Source organism: Mesorhizobium sp. W016 (assembly GCF_054719485.1).
Genome location: NZ_JBTTIF010000002.1, coordinates 1982771 through 2001575, shown reverse-complemented (window position 1 = coordinate 2001575; position 18805 = coordinate 1982771). Strand labels below are relative to the sequence as shown.

General features: G+C 63.6%; 18 protein-coding genes and 1 pseudogene. 1 reads left to right on the top strand and 18 read right to left on the bottom strand.

From position 1 onward, the window contains the following. Positions 1-31: 31 nt before the first annotated feature. The 4 genes from ACYG9V_RS10050 to ACYG9V_RS10035 form a co-directional block, all read right to left on the bottom strand. Positions 32-706, bottom strand: a complete 675-nt coding sequence (locus tag ACYG9V_RS10050) for an amino acid ABC transporter permease (protein WP_023667812.1) — start codon at positions 704-706, stop codon at positions 32-34. A gap of 150 nt (positions 707-856) precedes the next feature. After that, the gene (locus ACYG9V_RS10045) at positions 857-1654 is read right to left on the bottom strand and encodes an ABC transporter substrate-binding protein (protein WP_023682726.1); all 798 of its coding nucleotides are present in this window, start codon (positions 1652-1654) and stop codon (positions 857-859) included. 76 nt (positions 1655-1730) lie between these two features. Continuing rightward, entirely contained in the window at positions 1731-2930 is a 1200-nt protein-coding gene (locus ACYG9V_RS10040; protein ID WP_023667810.1) for a pyridoxal phosphate-dependent aminotransferase, read from the bottom strand. A 155-nt stretch (positions 2931-3085) separates the two neighbouring features. Next, a complete protein-coding gene (locus tag ACYG9V_RS10035; protein ID WP_352596935.1) occupies positions 3086-3847 on the bottom strand; it encodes an HpcH/HpaI aldolase family protein in 762 nt (253 codons plus the stop codon). A 120-nt stretch (positions 3848-3967) separates the two neighbouring features. Between ACYG9V_RS10035 and ACYG9V_RS10030 the strand changes: the two genes are divergently transcribed. Next, positions 3968-5059, top strand: a complete 1092-nt coding sequence (locus tag ACYG9V_RS10030) for an LLM class flavin-dependent oxidoreductase (RefSeq protein WP_352596977.1) — start codon at positions 3968-3970, stop codon at positions 5057-5059. Here the strand turns inward: ACYG9V_RS10030 and ACYG9V_RS10025 are convergent, their stop codons facing one another. From ACYG9V_RS10025 to ACYG9V_RS09960, 14 genes and pseudogenes are all read right to left on the bottom strand, one after another. Next, on the bottom strand, positions 5060-5455 hold the full coding sequence (locus tag ACYG9V_RS10025) for a RidA family protein (protein ID WP_352596937.1): 396 nt from the start codon (positions 5453-5455) through the stop codon (positions 5060-5062). A 54-nt stretch (positions 5456-5509) separates the two neighbouring features. After that, the gene (locus ACYG9V_RS10020; protein ID WP_352762898.1) at positions 5510-6658 is read right to left on the bottom strand and encodes an acyl-CoA dehydrogenase family protein; all 1149 of its coding nucleotides are present in this window, start codon (positions 6656-6658) and stop codon (positions 5510-5512) included. Continuing rightward, positions 6658-7470, bottom strand: a complete 813-nt coding sequence (locus tag ACYG9V_RS10015; RefSeq protein ID WP_352762900.1) for an enoyl-CoA hydratase family protein — start codon at positions 7468-7470, stop codon at positions 6658-6660. Before ACYG9V_RS10015 ends, ACYG9V_RS10020 begins: the two co-directional genes overlap by 1 nt. Next, complete coding sequence (locus ACYG9V_RS10010) at positions 7467-7937, bottom strand: MarR family winged helix-turn-helix transcriptional regulator (protein WP_023667803.1); 471 nt, start codon at positions 7935-7937, stop codon at positions 7467-7469. The genes ACYG9V_RS10015 and ACYG9V_RS10010 overlap by 4 nt, the downstream gene beginning before the upstream one ends. After that, positions 7931-8704, bottom strand: a complete 774-nt coding sequence (locus tag ACYG9V_RS10005) for an SDR family NAD(P)-dependent oxidoreductase (protein ID WP_352762902.1) — start codon at positions 8702-8704, stop codon at positions 7931-7933. Before ACYG9V_RS10005 ends, ACYG9V_RS10010 begins: the two co-directional genes overlap by 7 nt. Continuing rightward, positions 8701-10995, bottom strand: a complete 2295-nt coding sequence (locus ACYG9V_RS10000; protein ID WP_352762904.1) for a bifunctional salicylyl-CoA 5-hydroxylase/oxidoreductase — start codon at positions 10993-10995, stop codon at positions 8701-8703. The genes ACYG9V_RS10005 and ACYG9V_RS10000 overlap by 4 nt, the downstream gene beginning before the upstream one ends. A gap of 141 nt (positions 10996-11136) precedes the next feature. Further along, positions 11137-11736 (bottom strand): VOC family protein, encoded by a 600-nt coding sequence (locus ACYG9V_RS09995; RefSeq protein WP_023667800.1) that lies wholly within the window; start codon positions 11734-11736, stop codon positions 11137-11139. Positions 11737-11813: 77 nt separating this feature from the next. Beyond that, the gene (locus tag ACYG9V_RS09990) at positions 11814-12644 is read right to left on the bottom strand and encodes an ATP-binding cassette domain-containing protein (protein ID WP_460221944.1); all 831 of its coding nucleotides are present in this window, start codon (positions 12642-12644) and stop codon (positions 11814-11816) included. Then, positions 12637-13515: an ABC transporter ATP-binding protein gene (locus tag ACYG9V_RS09985; protein ID WP_023695186.1), complete on the bottom strand. Its 879-nt coding sequence runs from the start codon at positions 13513-13515 to the stop codon at positions 12637-12639. Before ACYG9V_RS09985 ends, ACYG9V_RS09990 begins: the two co-directional genes overlap by 8 nt. Then, positions 13512-14360, bottom strand: coding sequence for an ABC transporter permease (locus ACYG9V_RS09980; RefSeq protein ID WP_352762906.1), 849 nt, complete (start codon positions 14358-14360; stop codon positions 13512-13514). Before ACYG9V_RS09980 ends, ACYG9V_RS09985 begins: the two co-directional genes overlap by 4 nt. After that, positions 14353-15360 carry an ABC transporter permease gene (locus ACYG9V_RS09975; RefSeq protein WP_460221943.1) on the bottom strand — a complete coding sequence of 336 codons (1008 nt, stop codon included), beginning with the start codon at positions 15358-15360 and terminating at the stop codon, positions 14353-14355. The genes ACYG9V_RS09980 and ACYG9V_RS09975 overlap by 8 nt, the downstream gene beginning before the upstream one ends. A 42-nt stretch (positions 15361-15402) precedes the next feature. Continuing rightward, a pseudogene (locus ACYG9V_RS09970) lies at positions 15403-15515 on the bottom strand (endonuclease domain-containing protein); the annotation flags it as partial. A gap of 33 nt (positions 15516-15548) precedes the next feature. After that, positions 15549-17075, bottom strand: a complete 1527-nt coding sequence (locus ACYG9V_RS09965; protein WP_023667795.1) for an ABC transporter substrate-binding protein — start codon at positions 17073-17075, stop codon at positions 15549-15551. 110 nt (positions 17076-17185) lie between these two features. After that, positions 17186-18760: a phytoene desaturase family protein gene (locus ACYG9V_RS09960; RefSeq protein ID WP_023667794.1), complete on the bottom strand. Its 1575-nt coding sequence runs from the start codon at positions 18758-18760 to the stop codon at positions 17186-17188. Positions 18761-18805 lie beyond the last annotated feature (45 nt).

The following is an 18805-nucleotide window of genomic DNA, read 5'->3' as shown; positions in this document are numbered from 1 at the left end:
AATGGCTTGGGAAGCGGGACGGTTGATGAGGTCAGCGCGTCTTCTCGGTCTTGAAGCGGTCTTCGAGCAGGCTGACGAGGCGGACCATCGGCCAGAGGAAGATGAGATAGACCAAAGCGGCGCCGATCAGCGGCGAGGGATTGGCATAGAGCGACTGCGCGTTGGTCGCTTCCTTCAACAGTTCAGGCAGCGCAACGGTGGAAGCGAGCGACGTGTCCTTGAACATCGAGACGCAATTGCTGGTCATCGGCGGGATGACGACGCGGATCGCCTGCGGCAGCACCACCTTGCGCAAGGTCAAAAGGAAAGGCAGGCCGAGCGCCTGTGCTGCCTCGAATTGGCCTTTCGGAATGCTCTCAATGCCGGAGCGGAACACTTCTGCTGAATAGGCCGACATGATGATGGCGAACGCCGTCACGGCGGAGGCCCAGGACGACAGACGGATGCCGAGGAAGGGCAGCGCATAATAGATCAGGATCAGCACCACCAGCACCGGCAGGGCGCGGAAGATGTCGGTGTAGCCGACCGCCAGCCAGCGCAGCGGCTTCGGCGCATAGAGCCGCAACAGGCTGATCCCCAGGCCGATGGGAATGCCGATGCCGATACTCAAAATGCCGAGCAGCAGCGTGTTCAGGAAGCCACGCAACAGCGCCGGCAGGCTGGACATTATCACGTCAGGATTGAAGAAGGTGTCGATCAGCGACATGGGAGCGTTCCCGAACCCCAGAGCAAAGGATGCTCAAGTTAAAACCAATCGACCTTGCCTCCGATGAGGCTATCCGTGTGGCAGCAGGCGCCGGAGCGTGAAATGAATCGTGCCGGCCTGGGAGCCGGCACGATTTAAGTGCATTGCCGGTCAGGCCTTGGGCAGCGGCATTTCCTTGACCGTCGAGGAATCGGCTGGCGCGTCGCTGCCGAACCACTTCTTGTGGATCGCGGCCAGCGTTCCGTCCTTCTTCATCGCGGTCAGCGCGTCGTTCAGCTTGCCGAGCAGCGGATGGTCCTTGCTCATCATCAGGCCGTACTGTTCGCCGGTCTTGATGCGCTGCTTGACCTTCAGGTCCTTCATCTTGGTGAAGGAGTATTCCATGCCCGGAATATCGCTGACGGCGGCGTCCACGCGGCCCGCGCTGAGGTCGAGCAGCAGATTCTGCTGCGTGTCATAGCCCTTCACGTCGCTGTAGCCGTCAGCCTCCTGATGCGCCTTGACCCAGGTCTCGCCGGTCGAGCCTGAAAGCACGCCGACGATCTTGCCCTTGAGGTCGGCCTCGGTGTTAACAGCGCTATCGGTCTTCGTCGCAATGCCCATGTCGGAGTCATAATAGGGCTGGGTGAAGGACAGCGTTTTCAGTCGCTCCGGCGTGATGGTGATCGAGGAGATCGCGACATCGATGCGATTGGAACTGACAGCCGCGAACAGCGCCTGGAAGCCGAGGTCGGCAATGTCGGTGGTCATGCCGGCACGCTTGGCCGCTTCGTTGACGATGTCGACTTCAAAGCCCTCGAACGTGCCGCTCTCGTTCTTGTATTCGAAGGGCGGATTGGTCGGGTAGGCGCCGACATTGAGCACATCGGCGGCAAAGGCGGTGGCCGGGCCGGCAGCGATGCCGATCGTGGCGGCGAGAAGAAGCAGGTTGCGACGAGTGAAGCTCATTTTGTGTTCCCTCTGGTTGTGATCGGGCGGGTTTGCTCCCGCACGGTTTGTTGCCGTCCCACCTCCCAGCGGGGCGTCAATTCATGGCGGCGACCATGCGCTCGAGCGCGGTCGCTATCTGGTCGCGTTCACGGCACACGCACATCCGCAGGAAGGCCGCTGCCGAATTTCCAAAGAGGTGGCCGGGAGCCAGCCCGACGCGCGCCGTCTCCAGTATCCTGGCGCAGGCCTGCCGGGCGTCGCTTTCGCCGTCCATGGCAAAGAAGGCATACATGCCTCCGCGCGGTTTCGTCGGCAGGATGATGCCGGGAATCTGGGCCAGCCTGTCATAGGCAAGGTCGAGGCCGGTTTTGATCCGCTGCCTGATCTCCTCGACCAGCGGCTCGCCTTGGCGGATGGCGGCGACAGCGCCTGCCTGGATAGGCGCGGCGGTGCCGCTGTTGATGTACTGCGTCATGGCGCCAAGCTGGTCGGCCACCCCCGACGGATGCGTCAGCCAGCCGATGCGCCAGCCGGTCATCGCCCACGCCTTCGAAAAACTGTTGACCGACAGCACCCGGTCGCCATCCTCGGCGATCTGCAGGATGGAAGGAGCAACATTGCCGTCGAAATAGAGCCGGCCATAGACCTCGTCGGAGATGATCCAGATGCCGGTGCGCCGGCTGAAGTCGAGCAGCGCCTGCATCTCCTCGCGCGACGCGGTCCAGCCGGTCGGGTTGGACGGCGTCGACAGGAAGATCGCGCGTGTGCGCGCATCGCAAGTGGCGAACAGCCGGTCGAGATCGAGATGCCAGTCGCCCTTGAAGTCGAGCGAAAACGGCCTTGGCTCGCCGCCGATCAGATGGATGGCGTTGTGGATGTTGGGCCATTGCGGCGCGACATAGACGACGTTGCTGCCGGTATCGACCAGCAGTTCCAGCGCCAGGTACAGCGCCTGCATGCCGCCGGGCGTGACCGTGGTGCGCGCAATCGGGATCGTCCGGCCGTGAATGCGCGTTTGGTATTCCGACAGCGCCTCGTTCAGTAGGGGGTGCCCACGCATGTTAGGGACGTAGAACGTCTGGCCTTCATCGAAGGCGGCCTTCGCCGCGTCGCGGATGAAAGCGGGCGTCACCATGTCGCCTTCGCCGTACCAGAGCGCGATCACGTCGCCCAGTTCTCGGGCGCGCACGGCAAGGTTGGCAATGTTTTCGGTGTGCAGGTCACGGATCTGGGCACGTACGCCGTCGAAAGCATAACGCGCGCTGGACGATGACTGGGGCAGTATGAACGACAAGGACTGAAACCCCTCCCACCCGGAGCACCGCGACGGACTGCCCGGCAAGCCCCACCGGCACGACAGTCGCCATCGAGTTTGGATGCTATCCAATGTGCTGCGCTTTTCAAGGAAAAAGTTTTAAGCTTAAAAAGTTTTTGCCCGATCCCGCCCGTCTACCGCAGCTCGGCGCGCGCAGCGGTGCAGTTGGCCGCAGCGCCGGCGCCAAGAAACATCGTATCGCTGGCCAGCACGAAGAAGCTCGCGCCGATAGCGGCCCACTGGCTGATCGTCTGTGGGCTGGCGCAAAATATACCCGATGTCCTGCCATGCGCGACGGTCGCGCGGATGATCCTTGTGATCGCCTCATTGAGCTTGTCCACGCCTTTGGGCCCGATCGCATCGATCGACACGGAGAGATCGCCGGGGCCGACGAAGACCACATCGATGCCGTCTATGGCCGCGATCGCCTCGATGTTGGCCAGCCCCTCCGATGTCTCGACCTGGACCGCGACGACCACCCTGTCATTGGCCGCGGCCAGATATTCGGGAATGCGATAGCCATAGCCGGCCGCGCGGCCAGGCCCGACGCCGCGCTCGCCCAGCGGCGGATAGCGCGAGGCTTTCACCGCCGCCTCGGCCTGAGCAGCGGTCGAGACGCGCGGCACGAGCACGCCTTGTGCGCCGCTGTCGAGCGCCGCCTGGATAGCTTCCGGCGCATGACCGGGAACACGCACCATGGCCGGCACGCGATGCACGTCGGCCGCGCGCACCATGGTTTCGATCGTGTCGCGCGCGATCTGGGTATGTTCCCAGTCGATGCAGACGAAGTCGAGGCCGGTGAGCGCCATCACTTCGACGGCGACGGGATGGGGAATAGCGGCGAAGGAGCCGACGAGATTGGTCTTGCCGATGCACTTCTGACGGAACGCGCTCATATCCATCCCCTTTTCCCCTCCAAATTCATATCCGCAATCGGCGGCGAGGCGAAGCTATTTCAGGCTTGAAATATTTTTGCGCGGGCCTAGCGTGTCGGTCTCCCGCCACGAGTTCCCATGATGATCAAAACGCATCCCCTGCACGGCTCGAACAAACTGAAGCTCGGCGTCTTTTCGACCAATGCCGATGGCGGTCTGGCCATCACCGATGTGCCGGAACGCTGGACGGCAAGCTGGCAGGACAATCTGACGGCGGCGCAGACCGCCGACCGCGCCGGGCTGGAATTTATGCTGCCGATCGCGCGCTGGCGTGGCTTTGGCGGCCGCAACAAGGTGCGCGAATGGTCGTTCGAGACCTTCACCTGGGCGGCAGCGCTGGCGGTGGCCACCGAGCAGATCGGCCTGTTCATGACCGTGCATGTGCCGCTGGTGCATCCGCTCTATGCCGCCAAGGCGCTGGCAACTGTCGACCATATCAGCCATGGCCGCGCCGGTCTCAACATCGTCTGCGGTTGGAACCCGAAGGAATTCGGCATGTTCGGCACGCCTTTGGTCGAAAAGGGCTACGACCAGGCCGCCGAATGGATCGAAATCCTGGAAAAGCTTTACGCCTCGGACCAGCCTCTGGACTATGAAGGCCCCTACTATCGGCTGAAGGAAGCGGTCAGCCGGCCGGCGAGCCTGCAGGTTCCACGCCCGGTGACCATGAACGCGGCTTTCGGTGGCCCGGGCCGCGATTTCGCCGCCGCCCGATGCGATTATCTGTTCACCACCTTTTCGGAAATGGGCGATGCCGGCAAGCATGTCGCCGACATCAGCGAGCGGGCCGACAAGGTTGGCCGCAATGTCGGCGTCTACACGGTGGCGCATGTCGTCTGCCGACCAACCATGGAAGAGGCGCAGGCCTACTACACGCGCTATGCCGTCGATCTGGCCGACCACGATGCGGTCGATGCCCATATGGCCGGCAAGAAGGAGTTCTCGCAGTCGCATGACCCGCATGCCTATGACCGCTACCGGCAGCGTTTCGCCGGCGGCGCCGGCACCTACCCGCTGGTTGGAACGCCGGAGACGATCGCCGCCGAGATGGCTGCCATTGCCGGGCATGGCTACCAGGGCATCGCGCTGTCGTTCGTCAACTACACCAGGGAACTGCCCTATTTCTGCGACCATGTGCTGCCGCTGCTCAGGCAGGCGGGGCTGCGCGGCTGATTATTCCGGAATGACGGCGGTTGCCTGAATTTCGATCTTGGCGCGATCTTCCACCAGCGCCACCACCTGCATGGCGGCCATCGCTGGGAAATGCCGGCCGATCACCTCGCGATAGGCCTCGCCTATACCCTTGAGATTGCCGAGATATTCGGCCTTGTCGGTGAAATACCAGGTCATCGTGGTGATGTGCCGTGGCTCCGCGCCGGCTTCCGCCAGCACGGCGACGATGTTTTGCAGCGTCTGCCGCACCTGGCCGGCGAAATCGTCGGTCTCGAACTGGCACTGCCCGTTCCAGCCGACCTGTCCGCCCACGAAGACGAGCCTGCCGCGCGCGGCAATGCCGTTGGCGTAGCCGACCGGTTTCGCCCAGCCCTCCGGCTGCAGGATCTCGTGCATTTTCAAGCCTCCCCGGTATTCTTAAAGATCAATCTCAAATCAAATACATCGCCGTCAGGCCGCACCCATCACCTGCCGTGCGATCACCACCTTCTGCACATCGGATGCGCCCTCGTAGATGCGTAGCGCGCGGATCTCGCGATAGAGGCTCTCGACGATATGGCCCTTGCGGACGCCGTCCCCCCCATGCAGCTGCACAGCCTTGTCGATCACCTCTTGCGCCTTGTCGGTGGCGAACAGCTTGGCCATCGCCGCCTCGCGGGTGACACGAGCCGCGCCCATGTCCTTGGTCCAGGCAGCGCGGTAGACCAGCAGCGCTGCGGCATCGATGTCCAGCGCCATGTCGGCGATATGGCCTTGCACCATCTGCAGCTCTGCCATCGGAGCGCCGAAAAGTTTGCGCTCGGCCACCCTGCTGATGCTTTCGTCCAGCGCCCGGCGGGCAAAGCCGAGTGCCGCCGCGCCGACCGTCGAGCGGAACACGTCAAGCACCGACATGGCGATGCGGAAGCCGTCTCCCGGTTTGCCGATCAGCGCCGAAGCCGGCACCCGCACCTGACCGAAGGAAAGCCGCGCCAGCGGATGCGGAGCGATCACCTCAAGGCGCTCGGCGATGCCAAGCCCCTTGGTATCAGCGGGTACGAGAAAGGCGGAAAGTCCCTTGGCACCCGGTGCCTCGGCGGTGCGGGCAAAGACGACGTAGAGATCGGCAATGCCGCCATTGGAAATCCAGGTCTTCTCGCCGCTGAGGATATAGAAGTCGCCATCGCGGCTCGCCGTCATTTCGGTGTTGGCGACATCCGACCCGGAGCGTGGCTCCGAAAGCGCGAAGGCGGAAATCGTCTTGCCGGCCCTGGTCTTTGCCAGCCATTGCTGCTGGTCGGGCGTGCCGAACAGGCTGAGCGCGCCGGTGCCGAGCCCCTGCATGGCGAAGGCAAAGTCGGCCAACCCGTCATGGCGCGCCAGCGTCTCGCGGGTGATGCACAAGGTGCGGACATCGAGCGGTCCCGGATTGTCCGTATCGAGCGCCGTCGGCTTCAGCCAGCCGTCGCGGCCAAGTTTCGCCACCAGTTCGCGGCAGGCGGCATCGACGTCGTGGTGATCGACGGGCAGGTTCCTGACGCACCATGCTTCCAGCCTTTCGGCCAGTTCGCGGTGGCGATCTTCAAAGAACGGCCAGCTGAGGAAGCTCCTGTCTGCCATCAATTCCCCTCGAACACCGGTTTTTCCTTGGCCACGAAGGCCTTGTAGGCGCGCTCGAAGTCACGCGTCTGCATGCAGATCGCCTGCGCCTGCGCTTCCGCTTCGATTGCCTGGTCGAGGCCCATCGACCATTCCTGGTTGAGCTGCGTCTTGGTGATGCCGTGCGCGAAGGTCGGGCCGGAGACGATGCGCGCCGCCATCTCGAGCGCGTCGGCCTCGAGCACTGCGGCATCGACCAGCCTGTTGTAGAAGCCCCAGCGCTCGCCTTCCGCCGCCGTCATCGTGCGGCCGGTGTAGAGCAATTCGGCGGCACGGCCCTGGCCGATGATGCGCGGCAGGATCGCGCACGCGCCCATATCGCAGCCGGCAAGCCCGACGCGGGTGAACAGGAAAGCGGTCTTGGCCTCCGGCGTGGCGATGCGGATGTCGGCGCTCATGGCGATGATGGCGCCGGCGCCGACCGCGACCCCGTCGACCGCCGCGATGATCGGCTTGCCGCAATTGAGCATCGCCTTGACGAAATCGCCGGTCATGCGGGTGAAGGCGAGCAATTCCTTCATGTCCATCTTGACCAAGGGGCCGATAATGTCGTGGACATCGCCGCCCGAGGAGAAATTGCCGCCATTGGGCAGGAACACCACGGCGTCGACGTCGTCGGCATAGACGAGATCGCGGAACGTGTCGCGCAGTTCCGCATAGCTGTCGAAGGTCAGCGGATTCTTGCGCTCCGGCCGGTCGAGCCGCACCCTGGCGATCCTGCCTTCGACTTGCCAAAGGAAGTGCTTCGGCTTGAGGCCGGCCATCGAACTCATTCGCGTCCCTCCCAGTTGCTGCGGAACGAGGTCAGCATGCCGGTCAGCCGGCGCGCATCCTCCTCGCTGACCTTGGCCAGCAATTCTCCGATCCAACCCTCATGCGCCGCGGCCATTGCGGCAAAAGATTTGGAACCCTCGTCGGTCAGTCGCACCATGGATGTGCGGCGATCGCCATTGCGGCGCGCGCGCGCGACCACCCCTTCCGAAACCAGCCGGTCGACAATGCCGGTGACATTGCCGTTGGATACCAGCAGGAAGCGCGACAGATCGCTCATCAGCATGCCTTCCGGCGCGCGGTAGAGGGCGGCCATGACGTCGAAACGCGGCAGTGTCGTATCGAATTCCTTCTTCAGGCGCTCGCGCAGCTCGGCCTCGATCGTGCGCGAGGCGCGCAGCAGCCTGATCCAGAGACGCAGCCGGTCCTTGCCGGGTCCCGACGGCGCGGGCAATGGGCCGGCTACCATGTTTCGCCTCCTGAGATCGAAATCGCTTGTCCGGTAATCGACGCAGCCGCATCGCCGCACAGCCAGAGCACCGTCGCGGCAACTTCCTGCGGCTGGATGAAACGGCCTTGCGGGTTGGTCGAGGCAAGGCTCGCCCGCGCCTGCTCGACTGAGCGGCCGGTCTTGTCGACGACGCGCTGAATGGAGTCCGCCAGCATGTCGGTCTCTACGAAGCCCGGGCAAACGGCGTTGACGGTCACGCCGGATTTCGCCGTCTCGGCCGCCAGTGCCCGCATCAGCCCGACCACCCCATGCTTGGCCGCCACGTAGGGCGCGACATAGGCGTAGCCTTTCAGCCCTGCGGTCGAGGCGACGAAGACGATCCGGCCCGCCTTGCGCGCGGCCATGCCGGCCAGCGCCGGCTTCACCGTCAGGAAGGCGCCGGTCAGATTGACGTCGAGCGTCCGCTGCCAGTCGGCAAGCGAGGTCCTGTGCGTCGGCGTGCTGCCGGCCATGCCGGCATTGGCGACGACGATGTCGAACGGGCCGCGCACGGCTTCCGCTTGCGCGTAGAGCGAAATCATCGCCGCCTCGTCGGTGACATCGGCTGACATGGCGTGGATGCGGTCGTTCTCGCCGGCCAACTTGGCAAGCTCGGCGTCGCGCCTCCCGCATATGGTCACCTCTATGCCGGCCTCGGCCAGCACGAGCGCGATGGCCCGGCCGACGCCGGAGCCGCCGCCAGTGACCAGCGCATGTTTGCCTGAAATCGCCCAGGCCGTCGTCATACTTTCAGCCCCGCCGCCGCATCGCGCTCGGCCAGCCGGTAGATCTGGTCGCGTCCGGGCAGATAGGGATCCGGCCATTTGACACCACGATCACCGAGCGTCACGGCTGCATGCAGCGTCCAGTAGGGATCGGCGAGATGCGGCCGTGCCAGGGCCACCAGGTCGGCGCGGCCGGCCATCAGGATCGAATTGACATGATCCGGCTCGTAGATGTTGCCGACCGCCATCGTCGCCATGCCGACCTCGTTGCGGATGCGGTCCGAGAACGGCGTCTGGAACATTCGGCCATAGACAGGCTTGGCGGCAATCGAGGTCTGGCCTGCCGAGACGTCGCATATGTCGACGCCGGCTTCGTGCAGCATCCGCGCGATCTCCACCGCATCGGCCGGCGTCACACCTTCGATGCCGACCCAATCATTGGCCGAAATGCGCACCGAGATCGGCTTTCGCGTCGGCCAGGCGGCGCGCACCGCATGGAAGATTTCCAGGGGATAGCGCATGCGATTTTCCCGCGAACCGCCATACTCATCCGTGCGCTGGTTGGTGACCGGCGTGATGAAGGACGACAGCAAATAGCCATGCGCGGCATGGATCTCGAGCATGTCGAAACCGCAGCGATCTGCCATCTCGGTGGACGCGACGAACTGGTCACGCACCTCGTCCATGTCGGCGCGGTCCATGGCTTTCGGCACCTGATTCTCAGGCGACCATGCAATCGCCGAGGCCGCCATGACCGGCCAATTGCCCGAGGCGAGCGGCACGTCGGTGCCTTCCCACCCGACACGGGTCGAGCCCTTGGCCCCGGAATGGCCAATCTGGGCGCAGATTTTCGCCTCGGTCTCGGTGTGGACGAAATCGACCAGCCGCTTCCACGCCACCTCGTGTTCGGACGCATAGAAGCCGGGACAACCGGGCGTGATGCGTCCTTCCGGGCTGACGCAGGTCATCTCGATATAGACAAGCCCGGCGCCGCCCTTGGCACGCTCGGCATAGTGGGCGAAATGCCAGTCGGTCGGGCAGCCATCGACTGCCTTGTACTGCGCCATCGGCGAAACGACGATGCGGTTGTTGAGCTGCATGTCGCGCAGTTTGAACGGCGCGAACATCGGTGCCCGGCGCCGCCTGTTGCCGCCTGCCCCTGCCTGGCGCTGGAACCATTCCTCGGCGCTTTCAAGCCATTTGGCATCGCGCAGCCGCAAATTCTCGTGGCTGATGCGTTGCGAGCGGGTCAGCAGCGAATAATTGAACTGCACCGGATCGAGGCCGAGATAGCGCTCGACCTCCTCGAACCACTCCAGCGAATTGCGCGCCGCCGACTGCAGCTTCAGCACCTCGGTGCGGCGCGCATCCTCATACTTGCGGAAGGCGGCGTCGAGGTCCGGTTCGGTTTTGACATATTCGGCCAGCGCCACCGCGCTTTCCAATGCGAGCTTGGTCCCGGAGCCGATCGAGAAATGTGCCGAGGCCGCCGCGTCGCCCATCAGAGCCAGGTTCTTGTAGGACCAGCGTTCGCACAGCACGCGCGGGAAATTGATCCAGGCCGAACCTCTGATGTGATTGGCATTGGTCATCAGCGCGTGGCCGCCGAGATGTTTCTCAAAGATGCGCTCGCAGACGGCGATGGATTCCTGCTGCGACATGGCGCCGAAGCCGAAGGCAGCCCAGGTCTGTTCGCTGCACTCGACAATGAAGGTCGCTGTCTCGCTGTCGAATTGATAGGCGTGCGCCCACACCCAGCCATGCTCGGTCTTCTCGAAGATGAAGGTGAAGGCGTCGTCGAATTTCTGGTTGGTGCCGAGCCAGACGAATTTGCATTTGCGGGTGTCGATGTCGGGCTTGAAGACTTCGACGAAGGTGTTGCGCGCCCTTGAGTTCAGCCCATCGGCGGCGACGACCAGATCATGCGTCGCCATATAGGGCTGAGGGTCGGCGATATCGCTCTCGAACATCAGCCTCACGCCAAGTTCGCGCGCGCGTCGCTGCAGCAGGACCAGAAGCCGCTTGCGGCCGATGCCACAGAAACCGTGGCCCGACGAGACCGTGCGCACGCCGTCATGGATGACGGCGATGTCGTCCCAATAGGCGAAATGCTTCTTGATCCAGACAGCGCTGACCGGGTCGTTTTTGGCAAGGTTGTCGAGTGTTTCGGCCGACAGCACGACGCCCCAGCCGAACGTATCGTCGGCGCGATTGCGCTCGAACACCGTGACCTCGTGGGCGGCGTCCCGCAGCTTCATTGAAATGGCAAAGTAGAGGCCGGCTGGTCCGCCACCGAGAACCGCAACCTTCATCCGTGCGATCTCCTCTTCGCTTGCTGCATATCAAGTATCGCGCCGGAGATAAAATATTTCAAGCTTAAAGTTTCATGTTGGAACGATTGCTGGACACGGGTGGCGCGCCTGCGGGCTGGCCCCGCAAGCGCGCTCTGGAAATCACTTGTCCGGGTTCTTCGGGCTCCACAGCACAGTCTCGGCACCCTTCTCATAGGCCATCCCATCGGGATAGCTGATCGCCTCCAGTTGCAATCCCCATGGCGCCTGGAAATAGAGGATGGTCTGGCCGGCCGCCGGACCTTCCTTGACCGGCAGCGGACCCATCCGCGTCTTCACCCCCTTGCCGTCGAGATAGGCTTTCGCCGCGGCGACATCATCGACATACATGGCAATGTGGAAGCCGCCGATATCGCTGTTCTTCGGCGTCAAATCCTTCTGGTCAGGCGCAGTGTACTTGAACAGCTCGATGTTCGATCCATAACCGCAACGCACCATGGTGACCTGCTCGATGACAGCCTTCGGATCGACGCCCAGAAGATCCTGCATGAAGGTGCCCTTGTCATCGGCGAACGGACCAAACGACATCGCCTTCTCGCAGCCGACGACTTCGGTGAAGAAGTCGACTGCCTGCTTCATGTCGGGCACCGTGATGCCGGTGTGGTCGTGGCCGCGCATGCCGGGGATCGCATCGGCCGAAGCCGTTCCCATCGAGCAGAACAGGATCGCGGCAAGCATCGTGCCGCGGGCTGCGTAATTCATATTACCCTCCGTTCGCGGGCTGATTTTGCCCTCATGCACGTCCGAAGCCCGCTGTTCGGCGTGGTGGGTGAACAGTCCTATGCCGGCGCTTTCGTTGCTGGCCGCAACCAGTCGGCGTCGATCTCAGGCAGTGGGATGGCGGCAAGCAGGTCGCGCGTGTAGGTCTCCCTGGGATTGTCGAACAGCGCATCGGTGGCGCTCGCCTCGACGATCCCGCCCTCGCGCATCACGATCACTTGTTGGCACAGCCGCCGGATGACCGACAGGTCGTGGCTGATGAAGGCGACCGTCAGCCCCATCTCCGCGGCCAGTCTCTCCAAAAGGGTGAGGATCTGCGCCTGCGTCGATACGTCGAGGCCGGAGACGATCTCGTCGGCCAGCACGAATTTCGGCGAAAGCGCCAACGCGCGCGCAATTCCGACGCGCTGGCGCTGCCCGCCCGACAGTTCATGACGATAGCGACTAGCGAAGCTTTGCGGCAGGCCGACGCGATGCAATGCCTCGGCGACGCGTTCCCTAAGCCTGTCGCCAAGCCCATTCTGCTTGAGCGGCGCGGCAATGATGCCGGCGATGGTGCGACGCGGGTTGAGCGACGACATCGGGTCCTGGAAGATCATCTGCAGGTCGCGGCGCAGAGGTCGCAGCTCTGCATCCGGCAGATGGGCGATATCGCGGCCCTCGAAATGGATGCTGCCGACGCTCGGCTCCAGAAGTCTGACAAGCGTGCGGCCGAGCGTCGATTTTCCGGACCCGGATTTACCGACGATGCCGGTCACCGAACCTCTCGGCAAATCGAAATCCAAGCCTCTCAAAATCTCGGCCAGCGGCGCGCGCCCGATCAGCGGCTTGCGGGTCATGTCGGGCAGCGCCACCTTCAGCCCGCGCACGGAAAACAGCGGCTCAACCATGCGGCCGCCTCCACGCCTGGTCTGCCGCGCCGATCTCGGCGGCAAGCCCGGCCAGCACGGTCTCGTCCACCGGCTTCAGCGAGGCCAAGGGATGGGTGTAGCGTGGCGTGGCGGCTATCAATGCCCGCGTATAGGGATGCTCAGGCGCGGCGAAGAGAGCGGCTGTATCAGCCTCTTCCACCACCTTGCCGGCGTAGAGCACAGACACTTGCTGGCTGATCTTTGCAACGACGCCGAGATCGTGGGTGACGAACAGGATCGCGGTGCCATGCTCGCGTTGCAACTCGGCGATCAGGCGCAGGATCTGCTTTTGCACGGTCACGTCGAGCGCGGTTGTTGGCTCGTCGGCAACGATCAGCCGTGGCTCGGCGGCGAAGGCGGCGGCGATCAGCACACGCTGGCGCATGCCGCCGGACAGCTCGTGCGGATAGCATTTCAGCACCCGGTCGGGATCGCGGATCTGCACCTCATCCAACAATTGCCGGATACGCTTGTCCGCCTTGTCACCGTTCCAGCCGAGAATGCGCACCAGCCGGTCAGTCATCTGCGGACCGATGCGGCGCGACGGGTTGAGCGCAGTCAACGGATCTTGCGGGATCAGCGCCGTGCGAGCGCCGATCAGCGTGCGCCTTGCCTTGGGCTGCAGCCTGCCGAGGTCTTCGCCTTCGAGCTGCATGGCGCCTTCGACGATGCGCACGCTTGACGGCAGCACACCGAGCACCGCCTTGCCGATCATCGTCTTGCCGGCGCCGCTCTCGCCAACAAGAGCACGCACCTCACCCGGCTGCACGGAGAGCGACACCGACCGCAGCACGCGCTGGCCGTTCGGCAGCACGGCGCTCAGATTGGCAATATCCAGGCAAGCGCTCATCGCAGCACCGGATCGAAGCGTGTCTTCAGCGCCTCACCGAACTGGCTGAACGACAGCACGGTGAGGATCAGCGTGACAAGCGGAAACACCAGCACCCACCAGGCCTGATGGATCGACAGCCGGCCCTCGGCGATGATGCCGCCCCAGGTCGGATCGTCGGTCGAGATCGACAGATTGACGAAGGACAGGATGGCCTCGACGATGACGGCGATGCCCATCTCCAGCGACAGCAGTGCCACGATCGACGGCACCACATTGGGCAGCACCTCGCGCAGCATGATGCCGATGCGGCCATAGCCGGCGATGCGGGCGTTCTCGACATAGTCCATGCGCGACTGGCCCATCGCTTCGGCGCGGATCACCCGGCAAAAGCGCGTCCAGTCGATTATGACGATGGCGAGGATGACGGAACTGAGGCCGGTGCCGAGCACCGCGACCAGCAGGATGGCGAACAGCACCGGCGGGAATGCCATCCAGACGTCGACGATGCGTGAAATGATGCGGTCGGCCCAGCCGCCGAAATAGCCGGCGACCAGTCCGAGCGTCGAGCCGACAAGGCAGGCGGCGATCGCCGCCGCGAAAGCGACGACGAAGGCGATACGGCCGCCGAAGATCAGCCGGGAGAGGAGATCGCGGCCGAGGCTGTCGGTGCCCAGCCAATAGCCGGATTCCGCACCACTCATCCAGAATGGCGGCAGCCGTTCCAGCATCAGGTCTTGCGCCAGCGGGTCCTGCGGTGCGACCAGCGGCGCGAAGATCGCGGCCAGCAGCGCCAGCAGCAGCCAGCCGCCGGCCAGCGACAGCCTCGGGCCGAGTCCGCGCCGGGCGATGCGTGCCTCATCCATGGCGCAGCCTCGGATTGAGCAGCGCGTACATCATGTCGACGCCAAGATTGATCAGCACGAACAGCAGCGCGAACACCAGCACGATGCCTTGGATCAGCGGCAGGTCGCGGTTGATGACGGCATCGATCGCCATGTTGCCGAGCCCTTCGTAGGAAAACAGCCGCTCGACGATGACCGTGCCGCCGACAAGGAAGGTGAACTGGACGCCGACGAGAGTCAGTGTCGGCAAGGCAGCGTTCTTCAGCGCCTCGCGCAGGATAACCTGCGTTTCCGAAAACCCCTTCACCCGGGCCAGAACGACATAGTCGAGGTCAAGCACTTCCTTCAGCGACTGTTTCAGCAACTGCGCGATGATTGCCGCCAGCGGCAATGCCAAGGCTACTGCCGGCATCAGCATGTGTTTCAGCAGATCCCAGGTCAGGTCGAAGCGCAGCCGAAGCAAGCTCTCGAAGAAATAGAACTGGGTGACGAAGGGCAGATCGAGCTGCGGCGACACGCGGCCGGAGATATCGAAGATCGGCACCAGCACGCCAAACAAAAGGATCAGCACGAGGCCCCACAGGAAATCGGGAATGGAAAGGGCGGCGCCGCTGGCGATATCGATGCCGGCTTCGACCGCCGTGCCGCGCTCGCGGGCTCCGAGGATCGCCGTCGTGCCGCCGAGCCCAACCGCCATGAAGAGCGCGATGATGGCAAGTTCCAGCGTTGCCGGCAAACGATTGAAGACAAGGCTGAGCACATCTTGCCTGAGCGAAATCGAGGTGCCGAAATCGCCCCTGACGACGCCGGACAGCCAGATGAAGAATTGCTGCACGATGGTCTTGTCGAGCCCGTAGAGTGCACGCAGCCGGTCGATGTCGGCATCTGTCGCACCGGGGGGCAGCATCATGGCGATCGGGTCACCAGGCGCGACGCGGATCACGACGAAGACGACGACAGCCACGCCGAACAGCGTGATCAGCATCGTCAGCAGACGGATCAGGAATTGTTGCAGGAGCATTCTGGTGTTGGCCCAGTGCGTTTCTAACGAAGAGCCCCCTCATTCGTCCGCTTCGCGGCCACCTTCTCCCCGAGGGGAGAAGAGGTCACGGACAGCTGAGCTGGTCTCTTCTCCCCAGCGGGGAGAAGGTGGCCCGAAGGGCCGGATGAGGGGGCCGCTCAGCGAAGGGTGGCGCCCACAAGCCGATATCAGGCCGGGGTCATCAGCGCCGGCAGCAGCGCGCCGGACACATGCTGCACCACGTTGACGCCCTTGGCATGCACGATAGGTTGCGCATACTGAATCAGCGGCAGCACATAGGCCTGCTCGGCGATATACTTGTCGACAGCCTTCCAGCCGGCGATGCGCTTGGCCTCGTCCTTCTCGCCCCAGAGCGGATTGATCATGTCGATCAGGTCCTGGCTGTCCCACACCGAGTGCGGGCTCGGCCCATACATGGCAAAACCCGTCGACGTCGTCGGGTCGCCGATGGCGTTGCCCCAATTGTAGAAGGCGGCCGGCGCCAGCTTGTCGGCGGCGCGCAGTTCATAGTGCTTGGCGATCTCGTAGACCTCGATCGTCGCCTCGATGCCGACCTTACGCCACATGCCGACGATCGCCTGGATCATCTCATAATCCTTGGGCTTGAAGCCCTTGGTCGTCTGGATGGTGAACTTGACCGGTTTTTCCGGCGAATAGCCGGAAGCCGCGAGCAGCTCCTTGGCCTTTTCCGGATTGTGCTCGACCTTGATCGAGGCGTCGAAGGCCGTGTACTCCGGGGTCTCCAGCGTAGCGATCGGTTGGCCATAGCCGCGCAGCAGCCGCTTGACCAGAAGCTCCTTGTCCACAGCCATGACGGCGGCCTGGCGGACGTTCTTGTCCAGCATCGCTTCGATGTCGTTGAAGAAGATCATGCCGATGTCGGAAACGGGCTTGCACGAGCCGGCAAGCCCGTCCTTGGCGATCAGCCGGTCATACTCTTCATAGGGGACCTCCAGCGTCACCTGCGAGGAACCGGATTCGATTTCGGCAACGCGGCTCGCCGCATCAGTGACGAACTTGATCGTCACATTCTCGAAGGCCGGCTTGTCGCCCCAATAGTGCGGGTTGGCCTTCAGTCGGAGGAAAGCATTTCGCTCGAATTTTTCCACCATGTAAGGGCCGGTGCCGATCGGCGCCTTCTCGAAACCTTCGGCGCCGACCTTCTCATAATAGGCCTTCGGCAGGATGTAGCCGGTCAGGAACGACATCCATTTAAAGTAGACCGGATCGAACTGCACGACGTCGCCGGTGATCTTGTTGCCGTCGATCTTGAAATTGTTGACGTTCTTCCAGACGAACTGGATCGGATTGCCGGTCTTTTCGTCGCCCGCCCGCTGCAGCGACCAGACCACGTCCTCGGGCGTGAAGGGCGAGCCGTCATGCCAGGTCACGCCTTCGCGCACCGTCATCGTCACCTTGGTGCGATCCTCGTTCCAGCCCCATTCGGTGAGCAGGCCAGGCGCAAAGGACAGGTCCGGCTTTTGCGGAATGAACTGGTCGAACACTGACTGGTAGAGGCCCTGGATCGTCGGGTTGACGGCCGAGGGTCCGGTGGTCGGATCCCAGGACGGCAGGTTGACGTTATAGGCGATGGTCAGTTCGCCCGCTGCCTTGGCGATCTGCGGCAGGCCGATTGCGGCCGCACCAAGTGCCGCGGCACTGTATCCCAGCAATTCGCGTCTGTTGATTGTCATGGTCGTTCCCCTTGTTGTTTGTTGTCTTTGCGCGGCACTACCAGTTCATAGCTTCAGGCTTCGTGGGCAGCAGCGCCTTGCCTCTCGTCGCCCTCCTGAAATCTTCCGAGCTACCTCCCGCCAAGCTGTTGCGCGAGCATGTAGCCCGAGGCCGCGCCGGTGCCGGCGCCCGGCCATGTCGCGGCGCCCGTGAGGTGCAGATTGGCGACCGGCGTGTTCCAGCCGGCATAGCCGCGCGCCGGGCGAAACAAGAAGTTCTGCGCCAGATGATGGCTGCCGCAGACCTGGTCGCCACCGACGAGATTGGGGTTCTCACGCTCGAGGTCGATTGGCGAGAACACTGCACGGCCGAGGATTTTCGGGCGCAGTCCGGGTGCGTATATCTCGATGATGTCGAGCACGCGCTCGGCGTAGGCATCCTTGACCTGATCCCAATGCGCGTGAGCGATCCTGCCTGCCGCATCGCCCAGGATTTCGGCAGGCAGCATGCGCACTTGCACCCACAGCACATGTTTGCCCTGAGGCGCGCGCGACGGATCGATCGCGGTCGGCTGGCCGACGACCAGCACCGGTTCGTCCGGCAGCATGCCCGCCATCGCCTGCTGATAGGTGCGCGACATCGCGTCGAGCGACGGCGACAGATGCACATAGGCGAACTGCCGAAGCTCGGCGCCGGCGCGCCAATCGGGCAGGTCGTCGAGCGCCAGATGGATCATCATCGTGCCCGGCGCGTGCCGGAATTTCTGCATCGCCGTGTCGAAGCCGGCGTCGCCGGAACCGTTGGGTAGCAACCTGCCGCTCAACGCCTTGGGCGCGACGCCGGCAATCACTGCCTTGGTCGCCGTATGTGTCTCACCTGAAGCGAGTCGCACGCCCGATGCCTTGCCGCCGGCAACTGTGATCTCGGCAACTTCCGCCCCGGTGACGATCGTGCCGCCGGCCGACGCCACCATGCCCGACAACGCGCGGATGATGGTGTCGGCGCCACCCTTGCCCAGCACCATGCCGAAGCTCTGATTGGCCATCGATTCAAGATAGGGGAATACGGCGCCGCCGGCGATGTCGGGGGCGAAGTCGAGATGCATGCCCCAGGTGGCAAGCGTTGCCCGCACATGCGCGGACTCGAAATTTTCCTCCAGCCAGGCGCGCGGCGATGACAGCAAAAGCCTACCAGTATCGAGCGCGCCTGACATGCCCTTCTTGCGCCACAGGTTCCAGGCGGTGCCGGCAAGCGCGCGGGCACTCATCGGCGAGCCCAGCAGCCGGAACAGATGCTCGGCCTCTGCCGGGAAGGCAGCGACCAGTCTACGCCAGGTCGCGGCATCGGCGGCGGAGAAAGCGGCCATGCGGCCGGTGGTTTTTTCCAGATCGTTGCTGACGCCGAACCAGCGTCCGTCCGGGAAGGCGCTGGCAAAACAGTCGGCGACCGGCGCGAACTCAAGACCCTGTGCTTTCAATTCATTTGCATATTTCCGGTGGAAGGCGGAGCCGGCGAACAGGCTCAGATTCATTGCACCGAAATCGTGCCGGAAGCCGGGAAGCGTGTATTCGTGGGTCTGGACGGCGCCACCGATTGCTGCGCTGCGCTCGAAAATCCCGGTTTTCCAGCCTTTGAGCGCGAGATGCGCGGCGCATGCCAGACTGTTGTGGCCCGCCCCGACGAATATGGCGTCAAACTCGCTCACGCCCCGTTCCCATTTCCTTTATGCTTAAAGATAATTGCAGATGCA

Excerpts from the sequence above, each read along its gene's own strand:
- ACYG9V_RS10050 (WP_023667812.1), bottom strand. The coding sequence starts at position 706 with ATGTCGCTGATCGACACCTTCTTCAATCCTGACGTGATAATGTCCAGC.
- ACYG9V_RS10045 (WP_023682726.1), bottom strand. The coding sequence starts at position 1,654 with ATGAGCTTCACTCGTCGCAACCTGCTTCTTCTCGCCGCCACGATCGGC.
- ACYG9V_RS10035 (WP_352596935.1), bottom strand. The coding sequence starts at position 3,847 with ATGAGCGCGTTCCGTCAGAAGTGCATCGGCAAGACCAATCTCGTCGGC.
- ACYG9V_RS10030 (WP_352596977.1), top strand. The coding sequence starts at position 3,968 with ATGATCAAAACGCATCCCCTGCACGGCTCGAACAAACTGAAGCTCGGC.
- ACYG9V_RS10025 (WP_352596937.1), bottom strand. The coding sequence starts at position 5,455 with ATGCACGAGATCCTGCAGCCGGAGGGCTGGGCGAAACCGGTCGGCTAC.
- ACYG9V_RS10020 (WP_352762898.1), bottom strand. The coding sequence starts at position 6,658 with ATGGCAGACAGGAGCTTCCTCAGCTGGCCGTTCTTTGAAGATCGCCAC.
- ACYG9V_RS10015 (WP_352762900.1), bottom strand. The coding sequence starts at position 7,470 with ATGAGTTCGATGGCCGGCCTCAAGCCGAAGCACTTCCTTTGGCAAGTC.
- ACYG9V_RS10010 (WP_023667803.1), bottom strand. The coding sequence starts at position 7,937 with ATGGTAGCCGGCCCATTGCCCGCGCCGTCGGGACCCGGCAAGGACCGG.
- ACYG9V_RS10005 (WP_352762902.1), bottom strand. The coding sequence starts at position 8,704 with ATGACGACGGCCTGGGCGATTTCAGGCAAACATGCGCTGGTCACTGGC.
- ACYG9V_RS10000 (WP_352762904.1), bottom strand. The coding sequence starts at position 10,995 with ATGAAGGTTGCGGTTCTCGGTGGCGGACCAGCCGGCCTCTACTTTGCC.
- ACYG9V_RS09995 (WP_023667800.1), bottom strand. The coding sequence starts at position 11,736 with ATGAATTACGCAGCCCGCGGCACGATGCTTGCCGCGATCCTGTTCTGC.
- ACYG9V_RS09990 (WP_460221944.1), bottom strand. The coding sequence starts at position 12,644 with ATGGTTGAGCCGCTGTTTTCCGTGCGCGGGCTGAAGGTGGCGCTGCCC.
- ACYG9V_RS09985 (WP_023695186.1), bottom strand. The coding sequence starts at position 13,515 with ATGAGCGCTTGCCTGGATATTGCCAATCTGAGCGCCGTGCTGCCGAAC.
- ACYG9V_RS09980 (WP_352762906.1), bottom strand. The coding sequence starts at position 14,360 with ATGGATGAGGCACGCATCGCCCGGCGCGGACTCGGCCCGAGGCTGTCG.
- ACYG9V_RS09975 (WP_460221943.1), bottom strand. The coding sequence starts at position 15,360 with ATGCTCCTGCAACAATTCCTGATCCGTCTGCTGACGATGCTGATCACG.
- ACYG9V_RS09965 (WP_023667795.1), bottom strand. The coding sequence starts at position 17,075 with ATGACAATCAACAGACGCGAATTGCTGGGATACAGTGCCGCGGCACTT.